Origin of the sequence: Pseudomonas iridis (assembly GCF_017980685.1) — a bacterium.
GTDB classification, from domain to species: domain Bacteria; phylum Pseudomonadota; class Gammaproteobacteria; order Pseudomonadales; family Pseudomonadaceae; genus Aquipseudomonas; species Aquipseudomonas iridis.
The window spans coordinates 513,769-538,393 of the sequence record NZ_JACXXO010000002.1 but is presented as its reverse complement, the minus strand read 5'-3'; the positions used below and the strand labels follow the sequence as shown (position 1 = coordinate 538,393).

Here is a 24,625-nt window from a genome sequence, read left to right as displayed (position 1 = left end):
CCTGAATGAACAACTAAAAGATCCAAGCCAAGCGGAGCAAACGTGATGCAAAAGCCCAAACCGAATTTCTACAACCTGGCCTGGCGTTGGCATTTTTATGCCGGATTGTTCGTCGCGCCGTTCATGGTGATGCTGGCCCTGACCGGCATCATTTACCTGTTCAAACCTCAACTCGATTCGCTGATGTACAGCAGTCTGCTCAACGTCCCGGCCGGTCATCACACCGTGCCCGCCGATGACCTGCTGCAGCGGGTCAAAAGTGCTTATCCTCAGGGCCAGATCACCCAGTACCTGCCACCGGTCAACCCCGAGCGCAGCGCGCAATTTGTCGTGACCAATGCCGGGCAGGAACTGAACGTATTCGTCGATCCGTACCACGGCGACATCCTCGGCGAACAGGATGCCAAGCAGAATCTGCAAGCCATCGCCCGCGCCATCCACGGCGAGTTGATGATCGGCACCGTCGGTGACCGACTCATCGAGATGGCCGCCGGTTGGGGTGTGGTGCTGGTGGTGTCGGGGGTTTTCCTGTGGTGGCCGCGCGGTCAGGCGGCGGGGATTGTGTGGCCACGCCTGAACAGTCGCGGCCGCGTGTTGTGGCGTGATCTGCATGCGGTCACCGGGTTCTGGGGCGCGACATTGCTGCTGGTGATGCTGCTCAGCGGCATGACCTGGACCGGTTTCTGGGGCAAGCAATACGCGCAGGTGTGGAACGTGTTCCCGGCAGCGATGTGGGAAAACGTGCCGACCTCCGACGTCGAGGCCCGCAGCCTCAACAGCGCCACGCGCCAGACCGTGCCATGGGCGATGGAAAACACGCCGATGCCAATGTCCGGCGACCACGCCGAACACATGGCCCACGGCGCTGCCCCGGCCGGTCCTGCCGCGCCGAGCATCAGCCTGCAAGATGTGCAGAACATCGCCTCTGAACGCAAAGTCGAACCGGGCTACAGCATCACCCTGCCCACCACCGCGACCGGTGTGTTCACCATCGCCGTGTTTGCCGACGACCCACGCAATGACGCCACGCTGCATGTCGATCAGTACACCGGCAAGGTTCTCGCCGACGTGCGTTTCGAGCATTACGGCACGGTCGCGCGGGCCACGGAGATCGGCGTGATGCTGCACGAAGGCAAGATGTTCGGCACCTTCAACCAGATCGTCGTGCTGCTGATCTGCCTGATGATTCTGCTCAGCGCCGTCAGCGGCGTGGTGATCTGGTGGAAGCGTCGCCCACAGGGCAAGTTCGGCGTGCCACCGCTGCGTCATGACCTACCGAAATGGAAAACCGGCGTGGTGATCATGCTTGCGCTGGCGGTGATCTTTCCGCTGGTGGGGGCTTCGCTGGTGGTGGTGTGGTTGCTGGATCGACTGCTGCTGTCGCGGTTTGGCAGCCAGGCTGAATCGGCCTCATCTTCATAAGCGCCTCCGCGCCGGCTCTACTGAGGAAACACAAATCAAATTGTGGGAGCGAGCCTGCTCGCGAAGTGCGGCGTGTCATTCAACGATGATGTTGGCTGACACGACCTCTTCGCGAGCAAGCTCGCTCCCACAACAGTTTTTACGGTGGCCATGAAATCGCGCCCCAATCTGGCGCGCACGCCTGCACCGACGCGCCCTCCGCGTTCGTTCATGGTGCATGCCATCCACGTGCAAGCGCTCTAACACGACATTTCCCTGCCCAAACCCGACCGGGCACAGCCCTTGCAAAACATCCTTCAGTCGTCCGCATCTGCCAACCATAAAAAACTTTAACGTTCATGGAGATCGCACAATGAAGCGTCGCAGTTTGATCAAGGCTTTCACACTCACGGCATCCATTGCCGCGATGGGCATGACCTGGACTGTCCAGGCAGCCGAGACCATCAAGGTCGGGATTCTGCATTCGTTGTCCGGGACCATGGCGATCTCCGAAACGTCGCTCAAAGACATGGCGCTGATGACCATCGACGAGATCAACGCCAAGGGTGGCGTGAACGGCAAGATGCTCGAACCGGTGGTGGTCGACCCGGCCTCGAACTGGCCGCTGTTCGCCGAGAAAGGCCGGCAGTTGCTGACCCAGGACAAGGTTGCTGTGGTGTTCGGCTGCTGGACCTCGGTGTCGCGTAAATCGGTGCTGCCGGTGTTCGAAGAACTCAACGGTCTGCTGTTCTACCCGGTGCAGTACGAAGGTGAAGAGATGTCGCCGAACGTCTTCTACACCGGCGCCGCGCCGAACCAGCAGGCCATCCCCGCTGTTGAATATCTGATGAGCGAAGAAGGTGGCAGCGCCAAGCGCTACTTCCTGCTCGGCACCGACTACGTCTACCCGCGCACCACCAACAAGATCCTGCGTTCGTTCCTGCACTCCAAAGGCGTGGCCGACAAGGACATCGAAGAGGTCTACACCCCGTTCGGTCACAGCGACTATCAAACCATTGTTGCCAACATCAAGAAGTTCTCGGCCGGCGGCAAGACTGCTGTGATCTCGACCGTCAACGGCGACTCCAACGTGCCGTTCTATAAAGAACTGGCCAACCAGGGCCTGAAAGCCACCGACGTTCCGGTGGTGGCATTCTCGGTAGGCGAAGAAGAATTGCGCGGTATCGACACCAAACCGCTGGTGGGCAACCTCGCCGCGTGGAACTACTTCGAGTCGGTGGAGAACCCGGCGAACAAGAAATTCGTCGCCGACTGGAAAGCCTACGCGAAGAAACACAACCTGCCCGGCGCTGACAAAGCGGTGACCAACGACCCGATGGAAGCCACTTACGTCGGTATCCACATGTGGGCGCAGGCGGCCGAGAAAGCCAAATCCACCGACGTCGACAAAGTCCGCGAAGCCCTCGCCGGTCAGACTTTTGCCGCACCGTCGGGCTACACCCTGACCATGGACAAGACCAATCACCACCTGCACAAGCCGGTGATGATCGGCGAGATTCAGGCCGACGGTCAGTTCAACGTGGTGTGGCAGACCGAAGGGCCGATTCGGGCGCAACCGTGGAGTCCGTTTATCGATGGCAACGACAAGAAGCCGGATTATGCGGTGAAGAGCAACTGAGTCACTGGATGTCGGTCTTGCGCCTGACGCAAGGCTGACGCAATTCCCTGTGGGAGCGAGCCTGCTCGCGAAGACGTCGGCACATCCAGCATTGATGTGACTGACAGAACGCTTTCGCGAGCAGGCTCGCTCCCACAATGTCCGCGTCAAGGCGACTGACTATGCCCACTGCCCTCTACCGATTCATCTGTGCCATCGCACTGTTGTTACCGATGCTGGCCCACGCCGGTGACGCCGAAGACTTCGTCGCCGCCAAGCCCATGCAACAAGCCAAACTGCTGGAAACCTGGGCCGCGCAGCCCGACCCGGCCCGTATCGAACTGATCAACGCGCTGCAACAAGGCGAGTTGACCGTCGACGGCCAACCGAAAACCCTGCGCCTGAACAATCGCCTGCGGGGTCTGATCGACACCGCTCTGGCCAGCCACCAATTGCTCGCCGCCGACGCCAAAATCCGTCTGAGCGCCGCGCAGCAATTGCAGAAAAGCGCCAAACCGGCGCAGCTGAAATTCCTCGACCAGCAACTGGCTGGCGAAAAAGATGAAAACGTCCACGCGGCCCTGAGCCTGGCGCTGGCCAATCTGCAACTGGTCGACAGTGATCCGGCAGTGCGACTCGCCGCAGTGCGTCTGCTCGGTGAAACCGGCGATCCACTGGCGCGTACACGCCTCGAAGGTTTGCTCGAACCCGGCGTCGAAACCGATGCCAGCGTGCGCACCGCCGCGGAAACCAGCCTCGCCCAGGTCAAACGCAAACTGCTGATCGGCGAAGTGCTCGGGCAGGCGTTCAGCGGCATGTCGCTGGGTTCGATTCTGCTGCTTGCGGCACTGGGTCTGGCGATCACGTTCGGCCTGCTCGGCGTGATCAACATGGCCCACGGCGAGATGCTGATGCTCGGCGCCTACTCGACGTATGTGGTGCAGTTGATGTTCCAGCGCTACGCCCCGCAGGCCATCGAGTTCTATCCGCTGATCGCACTGCCGGTGGCGTTTTTCGTCACCGCCGCCATTGGCATGGCGCTGGAGCGCACGGTGATTCGTCACCTCTACGGCCGACCGCTGGAAACCCTGCTCGCCACCTGGGGCATCAGCCTGATGCTGATTCAGTTGGTGCGTTTGCTGTTCGGTGCGCAGAACGTCGAAGTGGCCAACCCCGAGTGGCTGTCCGGCGGGATTCAGGTGCTGCCCAATCTGGTGCTGCCGTACAACCGCATCGTCATTATCGCTTTCGCGTTGTTTGTGGTTGTCCTCACCTGGCTGCTGCTGAACAAGACACGCCTTGGCCTCAACGTTCGCGCGGTCACGCAGAACCGCAACATGGCCGCCTGCTGCGGCGTGCCCACCGGTCGCGTCGACATGCTCGCCTTCGGCCTCGGTTCCGGTATCGCCGGACTAGGCGGTGTGGCGCTGAGCCAGATCGGCAACGTCGGCCCGGATCTGGGCCAGAGCTACATCATCGACTCGTTCCTGGTGGTGGTGCTTGGCGGTGTTGGCCAGTTGGCCGGTAGCGTACTCGCGGCATTCGGCCTGGGCATCGCCAACAAGATTCTTGAACCGCAGATTGGTGCGGTGCTCGGCAAGATCCTGATCCTCGCGTTGATCATTCTGTTCATCCAGAAACGTCCGCAAGGCCTCTTCGCATTGAAAGGACGGGTGATCGACTGATGAACCAGCCCCTGCTCGTTACGGCCACGCAAAAGGCCGGCCCGAAAATCATACTGGCGGTGGGTGGTGTGATCCTCGCACTGCTGATCGCCCTGCCGCTGCTGTCACTGTTATCGCCGGACAACGCGCTGCATGTCTCGGCGTACACCCTGACGCTGGTCGGCAAAATCCTCTGCTACGCCATCGTCGCTCTGGCGCTGGATCTGGTCTGGGGTTACGCCGGTTTGCTGTCGCTGGGCCACGGTCTGTTCTTCGCCCTCGGCGGTTATGCGATGGGCATGTACCTGATGCGTCAGGCTGCCGGCGATGGCCTGCCGGCGTTCATGACCTTCCTGTCGTGGAGCGAATTGCCGTGGTACTGGACCGGCACCAGCAGCTTCCTCTGGGCCATGTGTCTGGTGGTGCTGGCGCCGGGATTGCTGGCGCTGGTGTTCGGCTTTTTTGCCTTCCGCTCGCGAATCAAAGGCGTGTATTTCTCGATCATGACCCAGGCCCTGACCTTCGCCGGAATGCTCCTGTTTTTCCGCAACGAGACCGGGTTTGGTGGCAACAACGGCTTCACCAATTTCCGCACGATTCTGGGTTTCGGCATCACTGAACCGGGCACTCGCGCGGTGCTGTTTCTGGCGACGGTTCTGTTGCTGGTGGCGAGTCTGTTTATCGGCTGGCGTCTGGCGCGCAGCAAGTTCGGTCGGGTGCTCACCGCGCTGCGTGATGCGGAAAACCGTCTGATGTTCTGCGGCTATGACCCCCGCGGTTTCAAGCTGTTTGTCTGGGTGTTGAGCGCGGTGCTGTGCGGCTTGGCCGGTGCGTTGTACGTGCCGCAAGTCGGGATCATCAACCCGAGCGAAATGTCGCCGACCAACTCGATTGAAGCGGCAGTGTGGGTCGCCCTCGGCGGACGCGGCACCTTGATCGGCCCGTTGCTGGGTGCTGGCGTGGTCAATGGCATGAAGAGCTGGTTCACCGTGGCGTTCCCTGAATACTGGCTGTTCTTCCTCGGTGCGCTGTTCATCATCGTGACCCTGTACTTGCCCAAAGGCGTGATCGGTCTGCTGAAAAAACGAGGTGAATCATGAGAGTCACAGCCAGCGCAGAATTCATGCTTGAACCCGCCTTCTTTCCCGTCGAGCCGAACAAGGATGCCGGGACCAGCCGCGATTCCATCGGCCTCGGCCAACGCGTCGGCCCGGGCCTCGATACCCGCCACGGCACGATCCTGACCCTGGAAGACATCAGCGTCAGCTTCGATGGCTTTCGCGCACTGAACAATCTCAACCTGTACATCGGCGTCGGCGAATTGCGCTGCATCATCGGCCCCAACGGCGCAGGCAAAACCACGTTGATGGACGTGATCACCGGCAAGACCCGTCCCAGCCACGGCAAGGCCTGGTTCGGCGAAACCCTGGACCTGACGCAGATGAGCGAGGTGCAGATCGCTCAGGCCGGCATCGGTCGCAAGTTTCAGAAACCCACGGTGTTCGAAGCGCTGAGCGTGTTTGAAAACCTTGAACTGGCGCAGAAAACCGACAAATCGGTGTGGGCCAGTCTGCGTGCGCGCTTGAGCGGCGAACAACGTGATCGCATCAGCGAAGTGCTGGACACGATTCGCCTGACCACCTCGGTCAATCGTCAGGCCGGGTTGTTGTCCCACGGGCAGAAACAGTTTCTGGAAATCGGCATGTTGCTGATGCAGGACCCGCAACTGCTGTTGCTCGATGAGCCGGTGGCGGGCATGACCGATGCCGAAACCGAGTTCACGGCAGAACTGTTCAAGCGCCTGGCCGGCAAGCATTCGCTGATGGTGGTGGAGCATGACATGGGTTTTGTCGGCTCGATTGCCGACCACGTGACGGTGTTGCACCAGGGCAGCGTGTTGGCGGAAGGGTCGCTTGAGCAGGTGCAGGAAAACGAGCGGGTGATTGAGGTCTACCTCGGCCGCTAAGGTTTGCGAATACAAAACCTGTGGGAGCGAGCCTGCTCGCGAAAGCGGTGCATCAGGCGCTGAAATGGCTGAATGTCATGCCGCCTTCGCGAGCAGGCTCGCTCCCACAGGGTTCTGTGTGGAACAGAGGAATTTGGACATGCTGCAAGTCGAAAAGCTGCACCAGTATTACGGTGGTAGTCACATCCTGCGTGGCCTGAGCTTTGACGTGAAGGTCGGCGAAGTTACCTGCCTGCTCGGGCGCAACGGCGTGGGCAAGACCACGCTGCTCAAATGCCTGATGGGCCTGCTGCCGGCCAAAGAAGGCGCGGTGAACTGGGAAGGCAAACCCATCACCACGTTCAAACCGCACCAACGGGTCCACGCCGGAATTGCCTATGTGCCCCAGGGTCGCGAGATTTTCGGCCGGCTGACGGTGGAAGAAAATCTGCTGATGGGCCTCTCGCGGTTTCCCGGCAGCGAAGCGAAGGAAGTTCCTGCGTTCATCTACGAATTGTTTCCGGTGCTGCTGCAGATGAAACAGCGTCGCGGCGGCGACTTGTCCGGCGGTCAGCAACAGCAGCTTGCCATCGGCAGAGCACTGGCCAGCCGTCCGCGCCTGCTGATCCTCGACGAGCCCACCGAAGGCATTCAGCCGTCGGTGATCAAGGAGATCGGTGCGGTGATCAAGAAGCTGGCGGCGCGTGGCGACATGGCGATTCTGCTGGTGGAGCAGTTCTACGATTTCGCCGCGGAGTTGGCCGATCAGTACCTGGTGATGTCCCGGGGCGAGATCGTGCAACAGGGTCGCGGCGAAAATATGGAGGCCGAAGGTGTGCGCGGGCTAGTCACGATTTAACGATACGATCTAACCTGTAGCTTCCTAACGATAATTACAAACCATGAATTTACCCATTTCCACTGCCCTGTTTACCCCGAGCTGGCACGCTGAGCTGGAGCTGGCCTACGCGCGCTTCGGCGATTGCACGCGCCCGGTCATGCGCCGTCACCTCGGCCCGCTGCGGGTACAAAAGCATCTGTACGCCGAAGGTCCTGAAGTGTGCCAACACATCATCGTCCACCCGCCCGGCGGGATCGCCGGCGGCGATCGGCTGGACATCAGCGCCCGCGTCGAGGCGCACGCCTGGGCGCAGATCACCAGCCCCGGCGCGGCCAAGTGGTACCGCGCGGCAGGCCCTGCTTATCAGCAGCTGGATTTGAAGGTAGCTGCCGGGGCGACGCTGGAATGGTTGCCGCAAGAGACCATCGTCTACAGCGCCGCGCAGGCTGAACTGACGACGTCGATTGATCTTGAAGGCGATGCACGGTTGTTCTACTGGGACGTGGTCGCGCTGGGCCGTCCGGCCAGTGGCGAGCGCTTTGATCTGGGCCATTTTCAGAGTCATCTGGATATTCGTCGTGATGGTCGATTGCTCTGGCATGAACGTCAGCGCATTGTCGGCGGGGACGGTTTGCTCGATTCGCCGATCGGGCTGGACGGTAATCCGGTGTTTGCAACGTTGTTGGTGACCGGTGAAATCGATGCTGAATTGCTTGAGCGTTGCCGCTCGTTGGGCCACGAAGTACGTGGGGATCTGACGCAGTTGCCGGAGCTATTGGTCGCTCGGTGTCTGGCCAGTGAAGCATTGCTCGCCCGGGCCTGGCTCATCGATTTATGGCGTTTGCTCAGACCCGCCCTGCTGGGTCGCGACGCCCAGCCCCCACGAATCTGGAACACCTGAAATGCAATTCAATGTGGGAGCGAGCCTGCTCGCGAAAGCGCTGTGTCAGCCAACACATGTGCTGAATATGAGTCCGTATTCGCGAGCAGGCTCGCTCCCACAGGGATCTGTGCCAACAGTCCCGACTCTTTTCAATCTGCCCTGATGGAATCCCACAATGGACCTGACCCCACGCGAAAAAGACAAGCTGCTGATCTTCACCGCCGGCCTCGTCGCCGAGCGGCGTTTGGCTCGCGGCGTGAAGCTCAACTACCCGGAAGCCATGGCCTACATCTCCGCAGCCCTGCTCGAAGGCGCCCGTGATGGCCGCACCGTGGCCGATCTGATGCACTTCGGCACCACCCTGCTCAGCCGCGACCAGGTAATGGAAGGCATCCCGGAAATGATCCCGGAAATTCAGGTTGAGGCAACGTTCCCCGACGGCACCAAACTGGTCACCGTCCACCAACCGATTGTCTGAGGCCGCGCCATGACTTACGCCATTCGCGATGCCCTCCACGCCGACCTGCCGGCGATCCGCGATATCTACAACGACGCAGTGCTCAACACCACGGCGATCTGGAACGAGTCGGCCGTCGACCTCGGCAACCGGCAAGCGTGGTTCGCCGCACGGCAGGCTCAGGCTTACCCGATCCTGGTGATCGTCGACAGCGACAACACGGTACTCGGCTACGCTTCGTTCGGTGACTGGCGGCCCTTCGACGGCTTCCGCCACACCGTCGAGCATTCGGTGTACGTGCGCAGCGACCAACGCGGCAACGGCCTCGGTCCGCAACTGATGAAGGCACTGATCGAACGCGCAAAAACCTGCGGCAAACACGTCATGGTCGCCGCCATCGAAAGCGGCAACGCCGCCTCGATTCGATTGCACGAGCGCGCCGGTTTCCTCATCACCGGGCAGATGCCGCAAGTCGGTACCAAATTCGGCCGCTGGCTGGACCTGACCTTCATGCAACTGACCCTCAACCCTGGCGCGGAGCCGCCTGCCGCCAACAAGGAGTGACACCGATGAACGCCGCCCAACTGCGCCGCGTCAACGCTGAAAGTTTTGCGCATTATCGTCAGGGACTGATCGATCTGCTGCTTGATGCCGTGGGGTATGGCGCCAGTGTCGGCTTCATGGCCGACCTTGATGCCGCGCAGGCCCGCGCCTATTTCGATGAGGTGCAAGACAACGTCAACAAGGGCAGCGTGTTGCTTTGGGTGGTGGTCAACGACGAGCAAGTGCTGGCCAGTGTGCAGTTGGGTCTGTGCCAAAAGGCCAATGGCCTGAATCGTGCCGAGGTGCAGAAATTGTTGGTGCGCGAACACGCCCGTCGTCGCGGCCTCGGTCAGCAATTGATGAGTGCGCTGGAGCTCGAAGCGCCCAAGCAAAAGCGCGGCATGCTCTACCTCGACACAGAAGCGGGTTCGCCGGCTGAAGATTTCTATAAAGCCCTGGGCTACACCCGCGCCGGGGCCATCCCCGACTACGCCTGCGACCCGCACGGCACGTATCGACCGACCGCCCTCTATTACAAAATTCTGCAAGGAGCCCAGTGATGATTCCTGGCGAATACCAGATCCAGCCCGGCGACATTGAGCTCAACGTCGGCCGCCGCACCCTCAGCCTGAAAGTCGCCAACAGCGGTGATCGACCGATCCAGGTCGGCTCGCACTATCACTTTTTCGAAACCAACGACGCCCTGACGTTTGATCGCGCAGCCAGCCGTGGCATGCGCCTGAACATCCCGGCGGGCACGGCGGTGCGCTTTGAGCCGGGGCAGAGCCGGGAAGTCGAGCTGGTGGATTACGCCGGGCATCGGCGGGTGTTCGGTTTTGCCGGGCGGATCATGGGGGACTTGTAATTGCGCGTGTAACGCAGCCCCTCACCCCAGCCCTCTCCCGAGGGAGAGGGAGCCGATCACCGATAGCCGCTACGCCGCGGTCAGTCCCCTCTCCCTCTGGGAGAGGGCTAGGGTGAGGGTCGACGGCCCGCCACTATTTTCCTGAAGGACGCAGCATGAAGATTTCTAAACAAGCCTACGCCGACATGTTCGGCCCCACCGTCGGCGACAAGGTGCGCCTGGCCGACACCGAACTGTGGATCGAAGTCGAACAGGACTTCACCACCTACGGCGAAGAAGTGAAATTCGGTGGCGGCAAAGTCATCCGCGATGGTCAGGGCCAAAGCCAACTGCTGGCCGCCGAAGTCGTCGACACGCTGATCACCAACGCGCTGATCATCGATCACTGGGGCATCGTCAAGGCTGACGTCGGCCTCAAGGATGGGCGCATCGCCGCAATCGGCAAGGCCGGCAACCCGGACGTGCAGCCCAACGTGACCATCGCCATCGGCGCCAGCACCGAGGTCATTGCCGGTGAAGGCATGATCCTCACCGCGGGCGGCATCGACACGCACATCCACTTCATCTGCCCGCAGCAGATCGAAGAAGCGCTGATGAGTGGCGTCACCACCATGATCGGCGGCGGCACTGGCCCGGCCACCGGCACCAACGCCACGACCTGCACTTCCGGGCCGTGGCATCTGGCGCGCATGCTTCAGGCCGCCGACGCGTTCCCGATGAACATCGGCCTCACCGGCAAGGGCAACGCCAGCCTGCCGGAGCCGTTGATCGAGCAGGTCAAGGCCGGCGCCATCGGCCTCAAGCTGCACGAAGACTGGGGCACCACCCCGGCGAGCATCGATAACTGCCTGAACGTCGCCGATCAGTACGACGTGCAGGTGGCGATCCACACCGACACGCTCAATGAATCCGGTTTTGTCGAAACCACCCTCGGCGCGTTCAAGGGCCGCACCATCCACACCTATCACACCGAAGGTGCCGGCGGCGGCCATGCGCCGGACATCATCAAGGCCTGCGGTTTCGCCAACGTGCTGCCCAGCTCGACCAATCCGACCCGACCGTTCACCCGCAATACCATCGACGAACACCTCGACATGCTGATGGTCTGCCACCACCTGGACCCAAGCATTGCCGAAGACGTGGCGTTCGCCGAGAGCCGCATTCGCCGCGAAACCATTGCCGCCGAAGACATTCTCCACGACCTCGGCGCGTTCTCGATGATCAGCTCCGACAGCCAGGCCATGGGGCGCGTCGGCGAAGTCATCACGCGCACCTGGCAGACTGCCGACAAGATGAAAAAGCAGCGCGGCCCGCTGCCACAGGACGGCGCCGGCAACGACAACTTCCGCGCCAAACGCTACATCGCCAAATACACGATCAACCCGGCGATCACCCATGGCATCAGCCATGAGGTGGGCTCCATCGAAGTGGGAAAATGGGCGGATCTGGTGCTTTGGCGTCCGGCGTTTTTCGGCGTGAAACCGACGTTGATTCTCAAGGGCGGCGCCATTGCGGCAAGCCTGATGGGCGACGCCAACGCCTCGATTCCTACGCCGCAACCCGTGCACTACCGGCCGATGTTCGCCAGTTATGGTGGCTCGCTGCACGCCACCAGCATGACGTTCATCAGTCAGGCGGCGCAGGAAGCCGGATTGCCGGAACAACTGGGACTGAAAAAGAAAATCGCGGTGGTCAAAGGTTGCCGCGATGTGCAGAAAACCGATCTGATCCACAACGATTACTTGCCGAACATCGATGTCGATCCACAGACCTATCAGGTCAAGGCCGACGGTGTGTTGTTGTGGTGTGAACCAGCAGAAACGCTGCCGATGGCGCAGCGTTACTTTCTGTTCTGATTGCGACCTGTCTCCGGGAGGTGGAAAGCTCGAGACCTCCCGAAGCACATGGCGCGCCTTGGTCGCCCGTTATGGGAAGAGCAGCTTCATCGCTTCATCAGAGTAGTTGTAGTCCCAGCGCAATTCCGTTCCGGCCGCAATATCCTGCGTCGCAAAGAATGCATTCAACGAGTATTTGTTGCGGTTCGGTTTGTCGCCCATCAACAGGTCAGCCTCGACAGTGAAGCCGACCACCTGAAGGTTATAACCATCGCGCGCCTGCGCGATGGGCTTGCCAGCGGCATCGTAAATAAAACAGGTGTTGATTCTGGAGATGATGTTATCCCCGGCGACATGCATTCCGGGGATGGCTACGCTGGCCTTGAGCGTATTGTCGGAGACAGACATGGCGAACGTCAGCTCGTTGGGCTGCAGGAACCGTCCAGGGCGTAATGTGCCGCCGTAAACACCGATCAACTCGCCATTGGCGATGCGTCTGTTGGCAACCACCATGGATTGTCCGATCAGCGCAGCCTCGCCGGGGACCTTTACATCCGCTTCGGTGAACCGCCGCCACTGCAACTTTTCTTCGTACAACCTGGCGACCTGCTCATATCCCTGAAACTTGATATAGGGCTTGATCTGCTCGGACGTGTAGCGCTCGCCTGATTCCAGAACGACTTCGCGCTCAAGCTTGCGAATGCGCACAGGCCTGCCAAAACGGTCTCTTAACGGGTACTTGCCGTTGTTGACGCGGTCGTAGGAACCCAACGCGTTGGTGTCGGCGGAGTAGTGCTCTTCGCGCCTCATGCCCACCAGTTCGCGTTCGGTGAAGTGCGCGATCGGCATCGATTCGGAAGCCAGCTCGAACTCGTCATCAGATCGACCTGTATCAGGCTCACTGCGCGATCTGTTCGGTGCCGCCTCAGCTCGTTTCGGCGCGGAAGGGACCCAGAACTTGCTGACAGGGTCGAACACAAGCTCCGGACCTGAGGGAATCCGCTCACTCGGTTTCTTGGCGCGGTATCGCCCGGTTTGCGGGTCGACACCGATTTGCAGGACGCCGTCAGGCAAATCGACGTACAGGCGATCCTTGAACATCCGGAACCCTTGGGCATCCGCCTCGGGCAGGTCGAACTGCGCAATAACCGGTCGGTGACAATCACCCAATGCAGCGACGGACTCGGTCGATGGCGTAAATAGCTCTGTGACCCGGATCGAAGCAGTCGCCGTCGGCAGGTCAGGGTCGACTGAGCCTGTTATGGGCTCTCTGGAGGATGAGGAACGCAAGGTGTGCGATGAGCCGACGTCAACACGTAGCGGCGGTTCTGATCGCGAATGTGCATCGGTGGTCTGGGCGGGGCGAGGGTGTACATCAGCCGAGCCGCTTGCTCGGCGGGAGGGTCTTTTGAGCATTGCTGTTCATCCTTGAAAGGTTATCTGGCGTCGTGGCCCGTTGAGGCGGCACCGGCAAAGCCGAAATGCACGTAATCAACGGTGTCACTGGCGCGCATATCCATATGCGCGGCGCCGACTTAATCACACCCGGACGAAAAAATGAAACCGAATAATCGATACTGAAAGTGGCTCGCTGACGGGAAATTACGCCCGCCCATACCGAGGCCGCGATTCGATTATTCGACGACCAGTCGCCCCAACCGCTGCTTGAGCATAAGGTTCTCGGCACGCAGTTCGCGAACCTCTTCGAGCAGGTCAAGCGCCAGTGCGACGCCTTCCCACTCCAGATCGAGATCGCGCCGCAGCTTGGCGGCGCGTTTGGCCAAAGCCAGTTCGTAATCGGTGAAGCGCCACTCCCGGGGCTGCGCACCCTGAGGTTCGAGGATGCCGTGTTCGACGATTTCGATCACGTAGACGTCCGACAAATCGGCCGCCTCACAGAATTCTGCCATGTCCAGTTGAACGATCAGGGGGCTGCTCATGATGGGCTACTCCGTCGTCGGGTTCAGAAGTTCTCTCGCGGATTGAAAGCGGCTTTCTTCGCCAGTTCCTGCCACAGCGCCTTGACCTCGTCATCGGCGGTCTTTGGCATGACGGCTTTGAGCTGCACGAACAGATAACCACGCTCACCGGCCTTGTTTTTCAGACCATGGCCCTTGGCGCGCATGCGCTGGCCGTTCTGGCTGCCGGCCGGCACCTTGAGGTTGATCTTGCCGGTCAGGGTCGGCACGGCCACTTCGGCACCCAGCGCCAACTCCCACGGTGCCAACGGCAGCGTGATGATCAGGTTCTCGCCTTCGACATCAAATTTCGGGTGCGGCGCCAGACGGATGGTCAGGTACAGATCGCCACTCGCTCCCCCCCCCACACCCGGTGCACCCTGGCCCTTGAGGCGGATGCGCTCGCCGTCGGTCACGCCCGCGGGGATCTTCACGTTCAGGCTTTTGCTGGTGTTGCTGACGTGCTGGCCCGCCGCGTTGTATTGCGGCACCTGGAAGGTGACCTTTTTCGATTCGTTCGAAAGGGTTTCTTCGAGGAAGATCGGCAGTTCCATTTCCACGTCTTGCCCTCGGCGCCCTGCACTGCGTTGTTGCCGACCGTCACCGCCACCGAAACCGGGGCCGCGATTGCCGAAGATCGAACTGAAGAAGTCCGAGAAGTCACCGGTGTCCTGACCGCCGCCGCCAAAACCGCCACGGCTCTGCCAGCCCGGTGGCCCCTGGAACGGCTGACCGTGCTGGCCGTAGCGGCGCAGCTCGTCGTATTCGGCGCGTTTGTCGGCGCTTTTCAGCGCTTCATAGGCTTCCGACGCGTCCTTGAATTTGGACTCGGCGTCTTTTTCCTTGCTGACATCGGGGTGGTACTTGCGCGCCAGCTTGCGATAGGCAGCCTTGATAGCCTTGTCGTCTGCTGTCGGCTCCACGCCGAGTATCTTGTAATAGTCTTTGAAGTCCATTGAAGGAATCACCATCCGTTATCGATTTCGCGCCCATGCCAGCATGCGCCGATTCGCGCGTGCCGGGTTGACCGATCTCAAGTTTGTGACCGGGTGGCGCTGCAGAAGTTTATCGGCAGTGGACGGCGGTTCTTGCGACCGCCGGTGTATCTGCCGGCCCATGCCAGCAAGTTTGGGGCAAAGCTGCGAGTTTCAAGCAAGATTAGTCATCAAATAGCAGATGACCGGCCTACGAATCTGCCGCGCACTGACATACACTGCGCGGCCGTTTTTTTGACCGGAACCGAAAGACATGAAAGACGCCTCTCCAGCCCGTGCCTGCGGCATCGACTTCGGCACGTCCAACTCCACCGTCGGCTGGCTGCGCCCCGGCATGGAAACGATGATCGCGCTGGAAGACGACAAGATCACCCTGCCGTCGGTGGTCTTCTTCAACTTCGAGGAGCGCCGCCCGGTGTACGGTCGCCTGGCGCTGCACGAGTACCTGGAAGGCTACGAAGGCCGCCTGATGCGCTCGCTGAAAAGCCTGCTCGGCTCCAAGCTGATCAAGCACGACACCAGCGTCCTCGGCACGGCGATGCCGTTCAAGGACCTGCTCGGCCTGTTCATCGGCCAATTGAAGAGCCGCGCCGAAACCGCCGCCGGTCGGGAATTCGAGCAAGTGGTGCTCGGCCGCCCGGTGTTTTTCGTCGATGACGATCCGCTGGCTGACCAGGAAGCCGAAGACACGTTGGTGGACGTGGCGAAAAAGATTGGTTTCAAAGACGTCTCGTTCCAGTACGAACCGATCGCTGCGGCCTTCGACTACGAGTCGACCATCGAAAAGGAAGAGCTGGTCCTGATCGTCGACATCGGCGGTGGTACATCCGACTTCTCGCTGGTCCGCCTGTCGCCCGAGCGTCGCGGTGTGGATAACCGCCACGACGACATCCTCGCCACCGGCGGCGTGCACATCGGCGGTACCGACTTCGACAAACAACTGAGCCTGCAGGGCCTGATGCCGCTGTTCGGCTACGGCAGCCGCATGAAGAGCGGCGCCTACATGCCGACCAGCCACCACATGAACCTGGCGACCTGGCACACGATCAACTCGGTGTACTCGCAAAAATCGAGTCTGGCGCTGGGCAGCATGCGCTACGACATCGAAGACACGGGCGGCATTGATCGTCTGTTCAAGTTGATCGAACAACGCGCCGGGCACTGGCTGGCGATGGAAGTCGAGGAAACCAAGATCGAGCTGACCCACGCCGACAGCCGCCATGTGCCGCTGGACCGCATCGAAGCCGGGTTGAGCGTGGAACTGACGCGGGCGTTGTTTGAATCAGCGATCGACGCGCTGCTGGAGCGAGTGCGCGGCAGCGTCACGAATTTGCTGAACGATGCCAATGTGCGCGTCGATCAAGTGGATACGGTGTTCTTCACCGGTGGTTCCAGCGGCATCCCGGCGCTGCGCAACAGTGTTTCGGCGATGTTGCCGAATGCGCGACATGTCGAGGGGAATATCTTCGGCAGCATTGGCAGCGGTTTGGCGATTGAAGCCCGTAAACGGTATGGCGTTTAACGCCAGCTGCAAGTTGCGAGCCTCAAGCTGCAAGCAGGATCAAAAGCGCATCTGCTTTTGCCCTTACTTGCAGCTTGCAGCTGAAAACTCGAAGCTGCCGTTTTAAACCATTCCGCCGAGCTTCAACTCACTCTTCAGATACGCATAGTAAATCGGCCCCGCCACCACGCCCGGCAGGCCGAATGCGGCCTCGAATACAAGCATCGCCAGCAGCAACTCCCACGACTTGGCACTGATCTGCCCGCCGACAATGCGCGCGTTGAGGAAGTATTCGAGCTTGTGGATAAAAATCAGATAACCCAGTGCGGCCATCGCCACCCAGATCGACAGCGACAGGCCGACGATGGTGATCAGCGTGTTCGATATCAGGTTGCCGATCACCGGTAAGAGGCCGAGCAGGAAGGTCAGGACGATCAGGGTTTTGGTCAGCGGCAGATGAACGCCGAACATCGGCAGGATCACCGCGAGGAAAATCCCGGTGAAAAACGTGTTCAGCAGAGAAATCTTGATCTGCGCGAAAACAATGTTGCGAAAGGCCTGTACCAGCAGGTGCAGACGGTCGAACAGCGCGGCGGCCAACGGTTTGCGCTTGGTCACGTCCGGTATGCGCTGCAAGGCGATGATCGCGCCGAGCACCATGCCGATCAGCAAGGTCACGAACATGTGCGCCGCGTCTTTGCCCACCAGTTGCAGATCGGACAGGTGTTTGCTCATCCATGCGCCGATGGCCACGCGAAATTCAGCGGCGCTGGCCGGCAAATAGGCGTCGATGAACGGCGGTAACTGACCGCGAGCACGGTCGACCACGCCCATGAATTTGTCCAGAGAGGCGCCGGGATTCTCCGCCTCGTGCAGGAGGAAACTGATAGCCCCGGCGAAGAGCAACGCCAGCGCACTGACCACCAGCGTACCGAGCAGTGCCACCGCCAGCCAACGGGCGCGGCGGCCTTCGATCAGCCGTTGCAATTGAGGGGTGAGCATGTTGACCAGCTCGAACACCAGCAACCCGGCCAGCAGGCTGGGCAACAAGCGCAGCGGCAGGACGAGCAGCAACCCGCCGAAAATGATGATGCAACTGACCCAGAACACAACATGACGCTCAGAAAACGTTGGCATACAGCCTCAAAACGAACGGCGTTAAAGGGTGGGCAGTCTGCCAGCGATCGAGGGGGAGCACTAGGGATATGCAGGGGCAAGCCTGATCGGGGCCATGAGTCAAAAGCTCAGGGGGCTATCTGGCCTCATCGCTGGCAAGCCAGCTCCCACAGTGATTGCGTCGTACACAAATTATCTGAGCCCACCAAAACCCTGTGGGAGCGGGCTTGCCCGCGATGAGGCCGGCACGCTCACCACAAGGTCAGAGGATCACTTTTTCTTCAGGCACTCACTCATGAATGCCTTGCGCGCATCGCCGCTCAGGGCTTTGGTTTTCGCATCGGCGTTGCACGTGGTCATCTTCTGCTGCTGCGGGGTCAGGGCCTTGGCGTCATTGGCCGCTGGTGCTGCCTTGAGGCAAGTGCTCATGAAGGTTTTGCGCTCATCGCCTTTCAGACTCTTGGCGGTCGCATCGGCATTGCAGGTGGTCATTTTGTTCTGTTGCGCCGTGGCGGCGAAACCCTGGGAGCACAGGAGCAAACCAATCATCAACAAAGGCACACGCAACATCTTCATGGAGTTTTCTCCTTGTCGCCGCCTCGATGGAGGCGGCCTTCGCTGGAGTGTAGCCAAATCCTGTTACATCTTCCTGCCTTCCAGGTGACTGCGGCGGTACTGCTCCGGCGTGCAGCCGGCCTGCCGCGCGAACATGGCGATAAACGCCGAGCCGCTGCTGTAGCCGAGATCAAAAGCGATTTCCTGCACGCTGCGCGGCGTTTCCAGCGCTTCAATGGCCGCGAGATAGCGCAGACGCTGGCGCCACTCACCGAAGCTCATCCCCAGTTCTCGAACAAACTGCCGCGCCAACGTGCGCTCGCTGACATGCACCTGCAACGCCCAGTGCGCCAGCGGCTGGTTGTTGCCTGGCTCCGCTTGCAGGGTCTCAAGAATCGCCAGCAGTCCGGGGCTGCTTGCATACGGCAGATAACACTCATGCACTGGCGCCTGTTGCAGTTGATCGACCAGCACCTGAGCCAGACGCTGATCAGCCTCCCGTTCGGGAATCTTTACGTCACGGGCGGCGAAGTCCTTGAGGATCGCCTTGAGGATATCGCTGATCGCCAGCGTGCAGGCCCGCGCCGGCAGCTCGGCGCAAACCTTGGGATCGAGACATACCGCCCGGTAATTGACCGGCTGATGACTGTAGAAACTGTGTTCGACCTGCGGCGGCACCCACACTGCGTATTGCGGCGGCGACATGAAACGACTGCCATCGACGTCCATGTGCAACACCCCATGAGCGGCGTATTCCAAAGTGCCCCACGGATGGCGGTGCGGTGCGGCAAACTCATGGGCGTTGAAATCGGCGTAACGGAAGTACACCGCTGACGGCAGTTCGCTGAAATCGAGCAGATCGATGTGTTTACTGTTCATGCTGTCCGCTTTCAGTGGCAGGTTGTCTGGTTCGAAGTATAGGGCTGCATCCAGACAGGGGATAATCACGTTTCATCAACGTACTGGTTTCAACGCATGCAATACGCTTTTCCCCTGCTGGCGATCTTTATCTGGGCCGGCAACACTGTGATCAACAAACTCGCGGTCGGCGCGATCTTCCCGGCCGAGATCGGTTTCTACCGCTGGCTGCTCGCCGGTTTGCTGTTCACCCCGTTCATGCTCAAACAAGTGATCGCGCATTGGCCGCAGATCCGCCCCAACCTGGGCAAGATTTTCGTCCTCGGCGTGCTCGGCATGGCGGTGTATCAAAGCCTCGCCTACTTCGCCGCGACCCTGACCACGGCAACCAACATGGGCATCATTCTGTCGCTGATGCCATTGATGTCGCTGGCCATGGCAATCATCAGCCTCGGCCAGCGCCTGACTGCCGGTGCGTTGGTGGGGGCGGTGCTGTCGTTCGCCGGTGTGCTGGTGGTGGTGTCGTCGGGCAGCCTCGGCGCGTTGCTGCAACACGGCGTGAACCTTGGCGATGCGATGATGCTGATCGCCACGCTCGCCTATGCGATTTACAGCACCTTGCTGAAGAAATGGCAGCTGCGCCTGCCGCCGTGTTGCTGTATCTGCAGGTGCTGGTGGCGATTGTGGTGTTGTTTCCGCTGTTTGCCGCCTCACCGAAAACCGGGCTGACGCTGCAGAATATTCCGCTGGTGTTGTATGCGTGCCTGCTGGCCTCGATGCTCGCGCCGTTGGCGTGGATGCAAGCGGTGATGCGCCTGGGGCCGAGCCGGACGACGTTGTTCTTCAACTTGCTGCCGTTGATTACCGCGCTGATTGCCGCGCTGGTGTTGAAGGAGCAACTGGCGATGTATCACCTGGTGGGTGGCTTGCTGACGTTGGGCGGGGTGATTCTTTCCGAGCGCTGGACGACGGTGTTGGGCCGACAGACCAGTATCGCCTGATCGGGCCTCATCGCTGGCAAGCCAGCTCCCACATTTTTCGGCGTCAGGCACAAGTTTTGTAACCACCCCGAATCACTGTGGGAGCTGGCTTGCCAGCGATGAACGATGACTCGGTTGTGAGTTAAAGCCCGGCAGCTTTCAGGCGCGCCGCATGCTCGACAAACAGCCGCACCGGATCCGCGCCCTTGCCCACCAGCCCCAGCGACTGGTTGACGATGTCGAAGTGATCCAGCGGATAGTCGTCGCCAATCACCGTGCCCAGATGCGAGCTGTAACGCCCGACCATCCCGTCACACTGCCCAGGCTCACGGACAAAGGTTTTCGCAAACAACCGACAGCTGCGATTGGTCCCGTCGAACAGATTGCCGCCACGATCCGTCTTGCCCGGTTGCAACGTCCCTGACCACGAGTAATACCGCACGCCGTTGACCTCTTCCGGCCCGTGGCCGCCCCAGGTTTCAGGCAGGCCCTGTGGATAACGCTGATTGAACAGCGCCACGCCTTCAGTGGTCAGCGATTGATGCGAGGCGTGGATATCCACCGGCAGTTTCGGCCCGTGATAACCGGTATCCAGCAACGCCATCAGCCAGCCGACAACACGCAGCAGCACTTCGAGGATACGACCCTTGGCACTGTCTGCGGGGTAGTGTTTGTGCAGATAGTCGGCCAGTTCCGAACCATGATTGGGCCCGGCCACCGACGTGACCGACGCAACCAGATCCGGACGTTTCGCTGCAGCGTAACGCGCCGTCAACGAGCCCTGACTGTGGCCAAACAGATTGACCTTCTGCGCCCCGGTTTCGCGCAAAATCTCGTCGATGCGCGCGAGCAACTGCTCGCCACGCACCTCGGTCGAATTGAGCGGCGACACCTGCACCGCAATCACGGTTGCACCACCACGGCGCAACGCCTTGATGATCCCGAACCAATATGGATAAATCACCAGCCGGATAAATCCGAGCATTCCCGGCACCAGCACCAATGGATAACGCGTCGACATGGGCAAACATCCTTGTGGTCGGTGAGTGGATGCAAGGCGTGCAAAACACCCGCCAAGCATCCGCTGTAATGATGACAACGCAGCGTCCAGCCTACTTCAGCCCTGCAACCCCCGCCACAATCAGGCCACCTGGAACTCCCTCGCGATTTCGAGCAAGCGCTGCTCCGCCTCGGCCACCGATACCGCATCGCCAATGGTTTGCTGGTGCCACTTCAAGGCGATGGGCAAGTCGACGGTGCCGGCTACATCGCGCTGTGTGTGCCGGGGCGCGAGCGGCATCCGTCGGTGCGGGCGTTTTTCGCGTGGTTGCAGGAAGAGGCGCTTTTGTCCGGGCTGGCGCCAAGGTCACAGCCTTCGGCAGCGCACACAGGGCAAGCCGTGCAAATCTCATAAAACTTTTTGCATCGCGTATGACTCACAACCTGGGTAGGCGATCGCGCCTGTAGAGCGTGGCGCCAATCGGATTAGCCTCCAGGAGACTGAAATGAGCAACGACCTGCATCTGTCTGATGTCCAAACCCTGCGCGAACGTGCGCGCCAACACGTCGAGAACGGCGCCGTAACCGAAAGCTACAGCGCCAACCGTGAAGAGGTGCTGCGTTTGCTCAACGAATCGCTGGCCACTGAACTGGTCTGCGTTTTGCGCTACAAACGTCACTACTTCATGGCCAGCGGTCTGAAGGCCAGCACCGCCGCCGATGAGTTTCTCGAACACGCCAAGCAGGAAAGCGAACACGCTGACCGACTGGCCGAGCGTATTGTGCAATTGGGCGGCGAACCGGAGTTCAATCCGGACATGCTGTCGAAAATGTCCCACGCGCAATATGTGGCCGGCAACAGTTTGAAGGAGATGGTCTACGAAGACCTGGTGGCCGAGCGGATCGCGATTGATAGCTATCGCGAGATCATTCAGTACATCGGCGAAAAAGACCCGACCACCCGCCGCATCTTCGAAGACATCCTCGCGCAGGAAGAAGAGCATGCGGATGACATGGCCGACATTCTGAAAGATCTGTAAACCTTCAAAATCTCTTTCGCGAGCAGGCTCGCTCCCACAGTTGACCGCATTCCTTCAGATGGATGCGGTTAAATGTGGGAGCGAGCCTGCTCGCGAAGAGGCGCGTATGGGCACCCGCTATTTTGTAGGTTTCACAGTCACCGGTGCCTTACCGGCCTTCATCTGCTCCAGCAACGGCGCACACTGATTCGGCTCGCCACCGCTCGGCGCCACCAATGCCAGCAACCCTGCCGCCGGCGCCGCAATCACTCCCAACGCCACCATCCCCGCGCCGCGCAACAACAGCGGGACTGGTTTAACGCCAGCGTCGGGTTTGATGAACTTGCCGCGTACATACAGCGGCGAACGCAACGAGATCAAACGCCAGCCCTTGGATTCCGGCGTCACCGTCAGGTCCAGTTGCTCGGTCGCCATGTTCGCCGTGCCGTCGATATAGATGATCGCGTTCTCGGTATCGAAGACAAACAGCCGCGTGGACGCCAAACCCGTCTTGATATCGAAGTCCGCCGCCGCGCAGTTGATCTTCACTTCTTTGTCGCCAAAGATTTTGCCGACCACGTAGTTGCCGACGTTGAGACCTGCCAGTTCCATCAGTTCGCGACTGATCGCGCCGTCGTTGATCAGCATCTTCAAGCTGCCGTTAGCGCCGCCCAGCAGCTTCGCTACCGAGTTACCGCGCCCACTGACATTGGCGTCGCCATTGAGCTCGCCGAAACTGGTTTTCATCGGCTCGAAGGTCGGGAACAGTTCCTTGAGTTTGAACCCACGCGCCGTCAACTTCGCCCGGCCTTCCAGCGGCTCGGTGCGCCCGTTCAGACGAATTTGCGCATCGAGTTTGCCACCAGCCACGCCGAAGCGCAGCGGCTCCAGACCGAGTTCGCCGTCGTTGAGTATCAGATGGGTATAAAGGTCGGTGAACGGCAGTTTTTCGCTGTGGACGATACGCTTGCCGGTGAACTCGACATCGGCGTCCATCGCGCGCCAGCGGTCAGTCTTGAATTCGTCCACCGGCAGGACCTTGTCTGCCGGTTGCTTGCTCTGCGCACTGCCAGTTTTTGGCTTGTCGTTCGAGTCGGCACCGATCAACGGCCCGAGGTCAGCGAAGAGCAGTTGGTTGGACACCAGCGCGCCGCTGAGCTTGGGCCGAGGCTGACTGGCAACGTAAGTCAGGTCGCCGTGGATATCGCTGCTGCCGATCTTGCCGTTGAATTGTTCATAGGTGAATTTCGCGCCGGCATCATCGTGCAACTTGGCGATGAGATGACCATCGGTGGCGTACGGCGGCGTGTCCGGCAGGGTCACCCCGGTCAGCGGATAGAGGTTACCGAGGCTGTCACCGGCCAGTTTCAAACGCAGGTCGAGGGCGCCGAGGTTGAGCGGGTCGGTCAGGGTGCCGGCCAGTTCAATGCGGGTATCGCCGATTTTCGCCTGGGCCTGCAGCGGGAACGGTTTGCTCGAGTCCTGCAAGGCCAGCAGACCGCCGATTTTGCCCTGACCACTGAGATTCTGGCCGTGATACTGACCTTTCACCTTTAATGCAAAAGCGTAATCCTGCGGCGCGCCGACCTTGTCCTGCGTGGTTTTCGCCGCTTTGTCGCCGACGATATCGCTGTAAGGAATCGGCTTGCCCAAAGGATCGATCAGCACATCAAGGCTGGTCATCAAGGTCTGATCGTCAAGCGTGACGTGGCCCTTGTCGAACTTGATGGCGCCGATATCAACGACCCAGTTCGACGGCTCGGCATTCGGGTCCTTGGGATCGAACTTGAACGTCCAGTTGGCGCGGCCGTCAGCCAGGCGTTGCAACTCGGCGTTGGGCTCGGTCAGGTCGATGCGCGGGATCACCACCCGTTGCGCCAGCAAGGCCAACGGCGAAATACGCAACTCGACGCGTTTGAGCGTGACCATCTGCGGCTGCTTCGACCAGTCCGGGTTGCCCAGGCTCAAATCCTCGGCGACCACATGCGGCCAAGGCACCCAGGCGCGCCAGCCGCCTTCCTCCGGCTCGCGCTGCCAGATCACCGCGAGGTTGCCGTTGATGGCAAACGGTCGGTGCAGTTCTTCCGATACTTTTGCATTGAGCGGCGGTTTGATCCGGTTCCAGTCGAAGAACACGATGATCAGCACCAGTACGGCCAACAGCAGTGCGAGGATGGCGAAGGTCCAGCTGAAGATTTTTCCAGTGCGCGTCATGCACAAAACTCCTGATCACGACCGCACGCCAAAACCACGGCGTACGGCTGAAACGGCGGGCCAAAGCGGCCCCTATGAAATCTGTGACTGGCAAAAGGCCCGCAGGTTTAATCGAAAGACCGATTAAGACGCAAAAAGCCGCGCCAAATCCGACCGATCGGTCAGGCAGCGTTACCGCCACCCGCACTTTTGCGAGGCACGAGTGGGTCGAAAATACCCACTGCGGTGCAAAAGTGCCCCTCTGGAAGGCCCGTTCTAGAGCCTCCCGCCAGAACAATCAATTCTGTTGATTATTACCATTGCGTTTATGAACTTTTATATCGACTTATCGAGAGTAGCATTGCCCTCGTACCCACTTTATCGCCCCCCCAAGGAGCA

Annotated in this window: 22 protein-coding genes and 2 pseudogenes; 16 read left to right on the top strand and 8 right to left on the bottom strand. The window is 60.3% G+C overall.

Features of this window, described 5'->3' with window-relative positions; genetic code table 11:
- Positions 1-45: 45 nt before the first annotated feature.
- The 12 genes from IEQ42_RS07270 to ureC all read left to right on the top strand — a co-directional run bounded on the left by IEQ42_RS07270 (position 46) and on the right by ureC (position 12,073).
- The gene (locus IEQ42_RS07270; protein WP_210703043.1) at positions 46-1,422 is read left to right on the top strand and encodes a PepSY-associated TM helix domain-containing protein; all 1,377 of its coding nucleotides are present in this window, start codon (positions 46-48) and stop codon (positions 1,420-1,422) included.
- A 352-nt stretch (positions 1,423-1,774) separates the two neighbouring features.
- Positions 1,775-3,040: an urea ABC transporter substrate-binding protein gene (gene urtA / locus IEQ42_RS07265; protein ID WP_042557449.1), complete on the top strand. Its 1,266-nt coding sequence runs from the start codon at positions 1,775-1,777 to the stop codon at positions 3,038-3,040.
- A 161-nt stretch (positions 3,041-3,201) separates the two neighbouring features.
- Complete coding sequence (gene urtB / locus IEQ42_RS07260) at positions 3,202-4,704, top strand: urea ABC transporter permease subunit UrtB (protein WP_210703042.1); 1,503 nt, start codon at positions 3,202-3,204, stop codon at positions 4,702-4,704.
- On the top strand, positions 4,704-5,783 hold the full coding sequence (gene urtC / locus IEQ42_RS07255; protein ID WP_210703041.1) for an urea ABC transporter permease subunit UrtC: 1,080 nt from the start codon (positions 4,704-4,706) through the stop codon (positions 5,781-5,783). Before urtB ends, urtC begins: the two co-directional genes overlap by 1 nt.
- Positions 5,780-6,649 (top strand): urea ABC transporter ATP-binding protein UrtD, encoded by an 870-nt coding sequence (urtD, locus tag IEQ42_RS07250; RefSeq protein ID WP_042557446.1) that lies wholly within the window; start codon positions 5,780-5,782, stop codon positions 6,647-6,649. The genes urtC and urtD overlap by 4 nt, the downstream gene beginning before the upstream one ends.
- Positions 6,650-6,788: 139 nt before the next feature.
- Positions 6,789-7,487 (top strand): urea ABC transporter ATP-binding subunit UrtE, encoded by a 699-nt coding sequence (urtE, locus tag IEQ42_RS07245; protein ID WP_047299522.1) that lies wholly within the window; start codon positions 6,789-6,791, stop codon positions 7,485-7,487.
- A 43-nt stretch (positions 7,488-7,530) separates the two neighbouring features.
- Positions 7,531-8,370, top strand: coding sequence for an urease accessory protein UreD (locus IEQ42_RS07240; protein WP_210703040.1), 840 nt, complete (start codon positions 7,531-7,533; stop codon positions 8,368-8,370).
- A 157-nt stretch (positions 8,371-8,527) separates the two neighbouring features.
- Positions 8,528-8,830, top strand: coding sequence for an urease subunit gamma (ureA, locus tag IEQ42_RS07235; protein WP_210703039.1), 303 nt, complete (start codon positions 8,528-8,530; stop codon positions 8,828-8,830).
- A 9-nt stretch (positions 8,831-8,839) separates the two neighbouring features.
- Positions 8,840-9,373 (top strand): GNAT family N-acetyltransferase, encoded by a 534-nt coding sequence (locus tag IEQ42_RS07230; protein ID WP_210703038.1) that lies wholly within the window; start codon positions 8,840-8,842, stop codon positions 9,371-9,373.
- A 5-nt stretch (positions 9,374-9,378) separates the two neighbouring features.
- Entirely contained in the window at positions 9,379-9,912 is a 534-nt protein-coding gene (locus IEQ42_RS07225) for a GNAT family N-acetyltransferase (RefSeq protein ID WP_210703037.1), read from the top strand.
- Positions 9,912-10,217, top strand: a complete 306-nt coding sequence (locus IEQ42_RS07220; RefSeq protein WP_127925651.1) for an urease subunit beta — start codon at positions 9,912-9,914, stop codon at positions 10,215-10,217. Before IEQ42_RS07225 ends, IEQ42_RS07220 begins: the two co-directional genes overlap by 1 nt.
- 155 nt (positions 10,218-10,372) lie before the next feature.
- On the top strand, positions 10,373-12,073 hold the full coding sequence (gene ureC, locus IEQ42_RS07215) for an urease subunit alpha (protein ID WP_210703036.1): 1,701 nt from the start codon (positions 10,373-10,375) through the stop codon (positions 12,071-12,073).
- Positions 12,074-12,142: 69 nt separating this feature from the next.
- Here the strand turns inward: ureC and IEQ42_RS07210 are convergent, their stop codons facing one another.
- The 3 genes from IEQ42_RS07210 to IEQ42_RS07200 form a co-directional block, all read right to left on the bottom strand.
- A complete protein-coding gene (locus tag IEQ42_RS07210) occupies positions 12,143-13,468 on the bottom strand; it encodes a hypothetical protein (protein ID WP_210703035.1) in 1,326 nt (441 codons plus the stop codon).
- Between the two features lie 218 nt (positions 13,469-13,686).
- Positions 13,687-13,992, bottom strand: coding sequence for a chaperone modulator CbpM (locus IEQ42_RS07205; protein ID WP_042557437.1), 306 nt, complete (start codon positions 13,990-13,992; stop codon positions 13,687-13,689).
- Positions 13,993-14,015: 23 nt separating this feature from the next.
- A complete protein-coding gene (locus tag IEQ42_RS07200; RefSeq protein ID WP_042557436.1) occupies positions 14,016-14,966 on the bottom strand; it encodes a DnaJ C-terminal domain-containing protein in 951 nt (316 codons plus the stop codon).
- 292 nt (positions 14,967-15,258) lie between these two features.
- On the opposite strand from IEQ42_RS07200, the gene IEQ42_RS07195 reads away from it, so the two are divergent.
- The gene (locus tag IEQ42_RS07195; protein ID WP_042557435.1) at positions 15,259-16,527 is read left to right on the top strand and encodes an Hsp70 family protein; all 1,269 of its coding nucleotides are present in this window, start codon (positions 15,259-15,261) and stop codon (positions 16,525-16,527) included.
- A gap of 102 nt (positions 16,528-16,629) precedes the next feature.
- Here IEQ42_RS07195 and IEQ42_RS07190 read toward each other — a convergent pair whose 3' ends face one another.
- The 3 genes from IEQ42_RS07190 to IEQ42_RS07180 form a co-directional block, all read right to left on the bottom strand.
- Complete coding sequence (locus IEQ42_RS07190; protein ID WP_210703034.1) at positions 16,630-17,643, bottom strand: AI-2E family transporter; 1,014 nt, start codon at positions 17,641-17,643, stop codon at positions 16,630-16,632.
- Positions 17,644-17,892: 249 nt separating this feature from the next.
- Entirely contained in the window at positions 17,893-18,198 is a 306-nt protein-coding gene (locus IEQ42_RS07185; protein WP_042557433.1) for a PsiF family protein, read from the bottom strand.
- A gap of 63 nt (positions 18,199-18,261) precedes the next feature.
- Entirely contained in the window at positions 18,262-19,056 is a 795-nt protein-coding gene (locus tag IEQ42_RS07180; protein WP_042557432.1) for an AraC family transcriptional regulator, read from the bottom strand.
- Positions 19,057-19,152: 96 nt separating this feature from the next.
- Here IEQ42_RS07180 and IEQ42_RS07175 point away from each other — a divergent pair.
- Positions 19,153-20,036 (top strand): annotated as a pseudogene (locus tag IEQ42_RS07175) (DMT family transporter).
- 121 nt (positions 20,037-20,157) lie between these two features.
- Here IEQ42_RS07175 and IEQ42_RS07170 read toward each other — a convergent pair.
- The gene (locus IEQ42_RS07170; RefSeq protein ID WP_115145913.1) at positions 20,158-21,036 is read right to left on the bottom strand and encodes an esterase/lipase family protein; all 879 of its coding nucleotides are present in this window, start codon (positions 21,034-21,036) and stop codon (positions 20,158-20,160) included.
- A gap of 186 nt (positions 21,037-21,222) precedes the next feature.
- Here IEQ42_RS07170 and IEQ42_RS27265 point away from each other — a divergent pair.
- Positions 21,223-21,429: pseudogene (locus IEQ42_RS27265) on the top strand (LysR family transcriptional regulator); the annotation flags it as partial.
- 91 nt (positions 21,430-21,520) lie between these two features.
- Positions 21,521-22,054 carry a ferritin-like domain-containing protein gene (locus tag IEQ42_RS07160; protein ID WP_047299512.1) on the top strand — a complete coding sequence of 178 codons (534 nt, stop codon included), beginning with the start codon at positions 21,521-21,523 and terminating at the stop codon, positions 22,052-22,054.
- 117 nt (positions 22,055-22,171) lie between these two features.
- Here the strand turns inward: IEQ42_RS07160 and IEQ42_RS07155 are convergent, their stop codons facing one another.
- Positions 22,172-24,247, bottom strand: a complete 2,076-nt coding sequence (locus IEQ42_RS07155) for an AsmA family protein (RefSeq protein WP_210703032.1) — start codon at positions 24,245-24,247, stop codon at positions 22,172-22,174.
- Positions 24,248-24,625 lie beyond the last annotated feature (378 nt).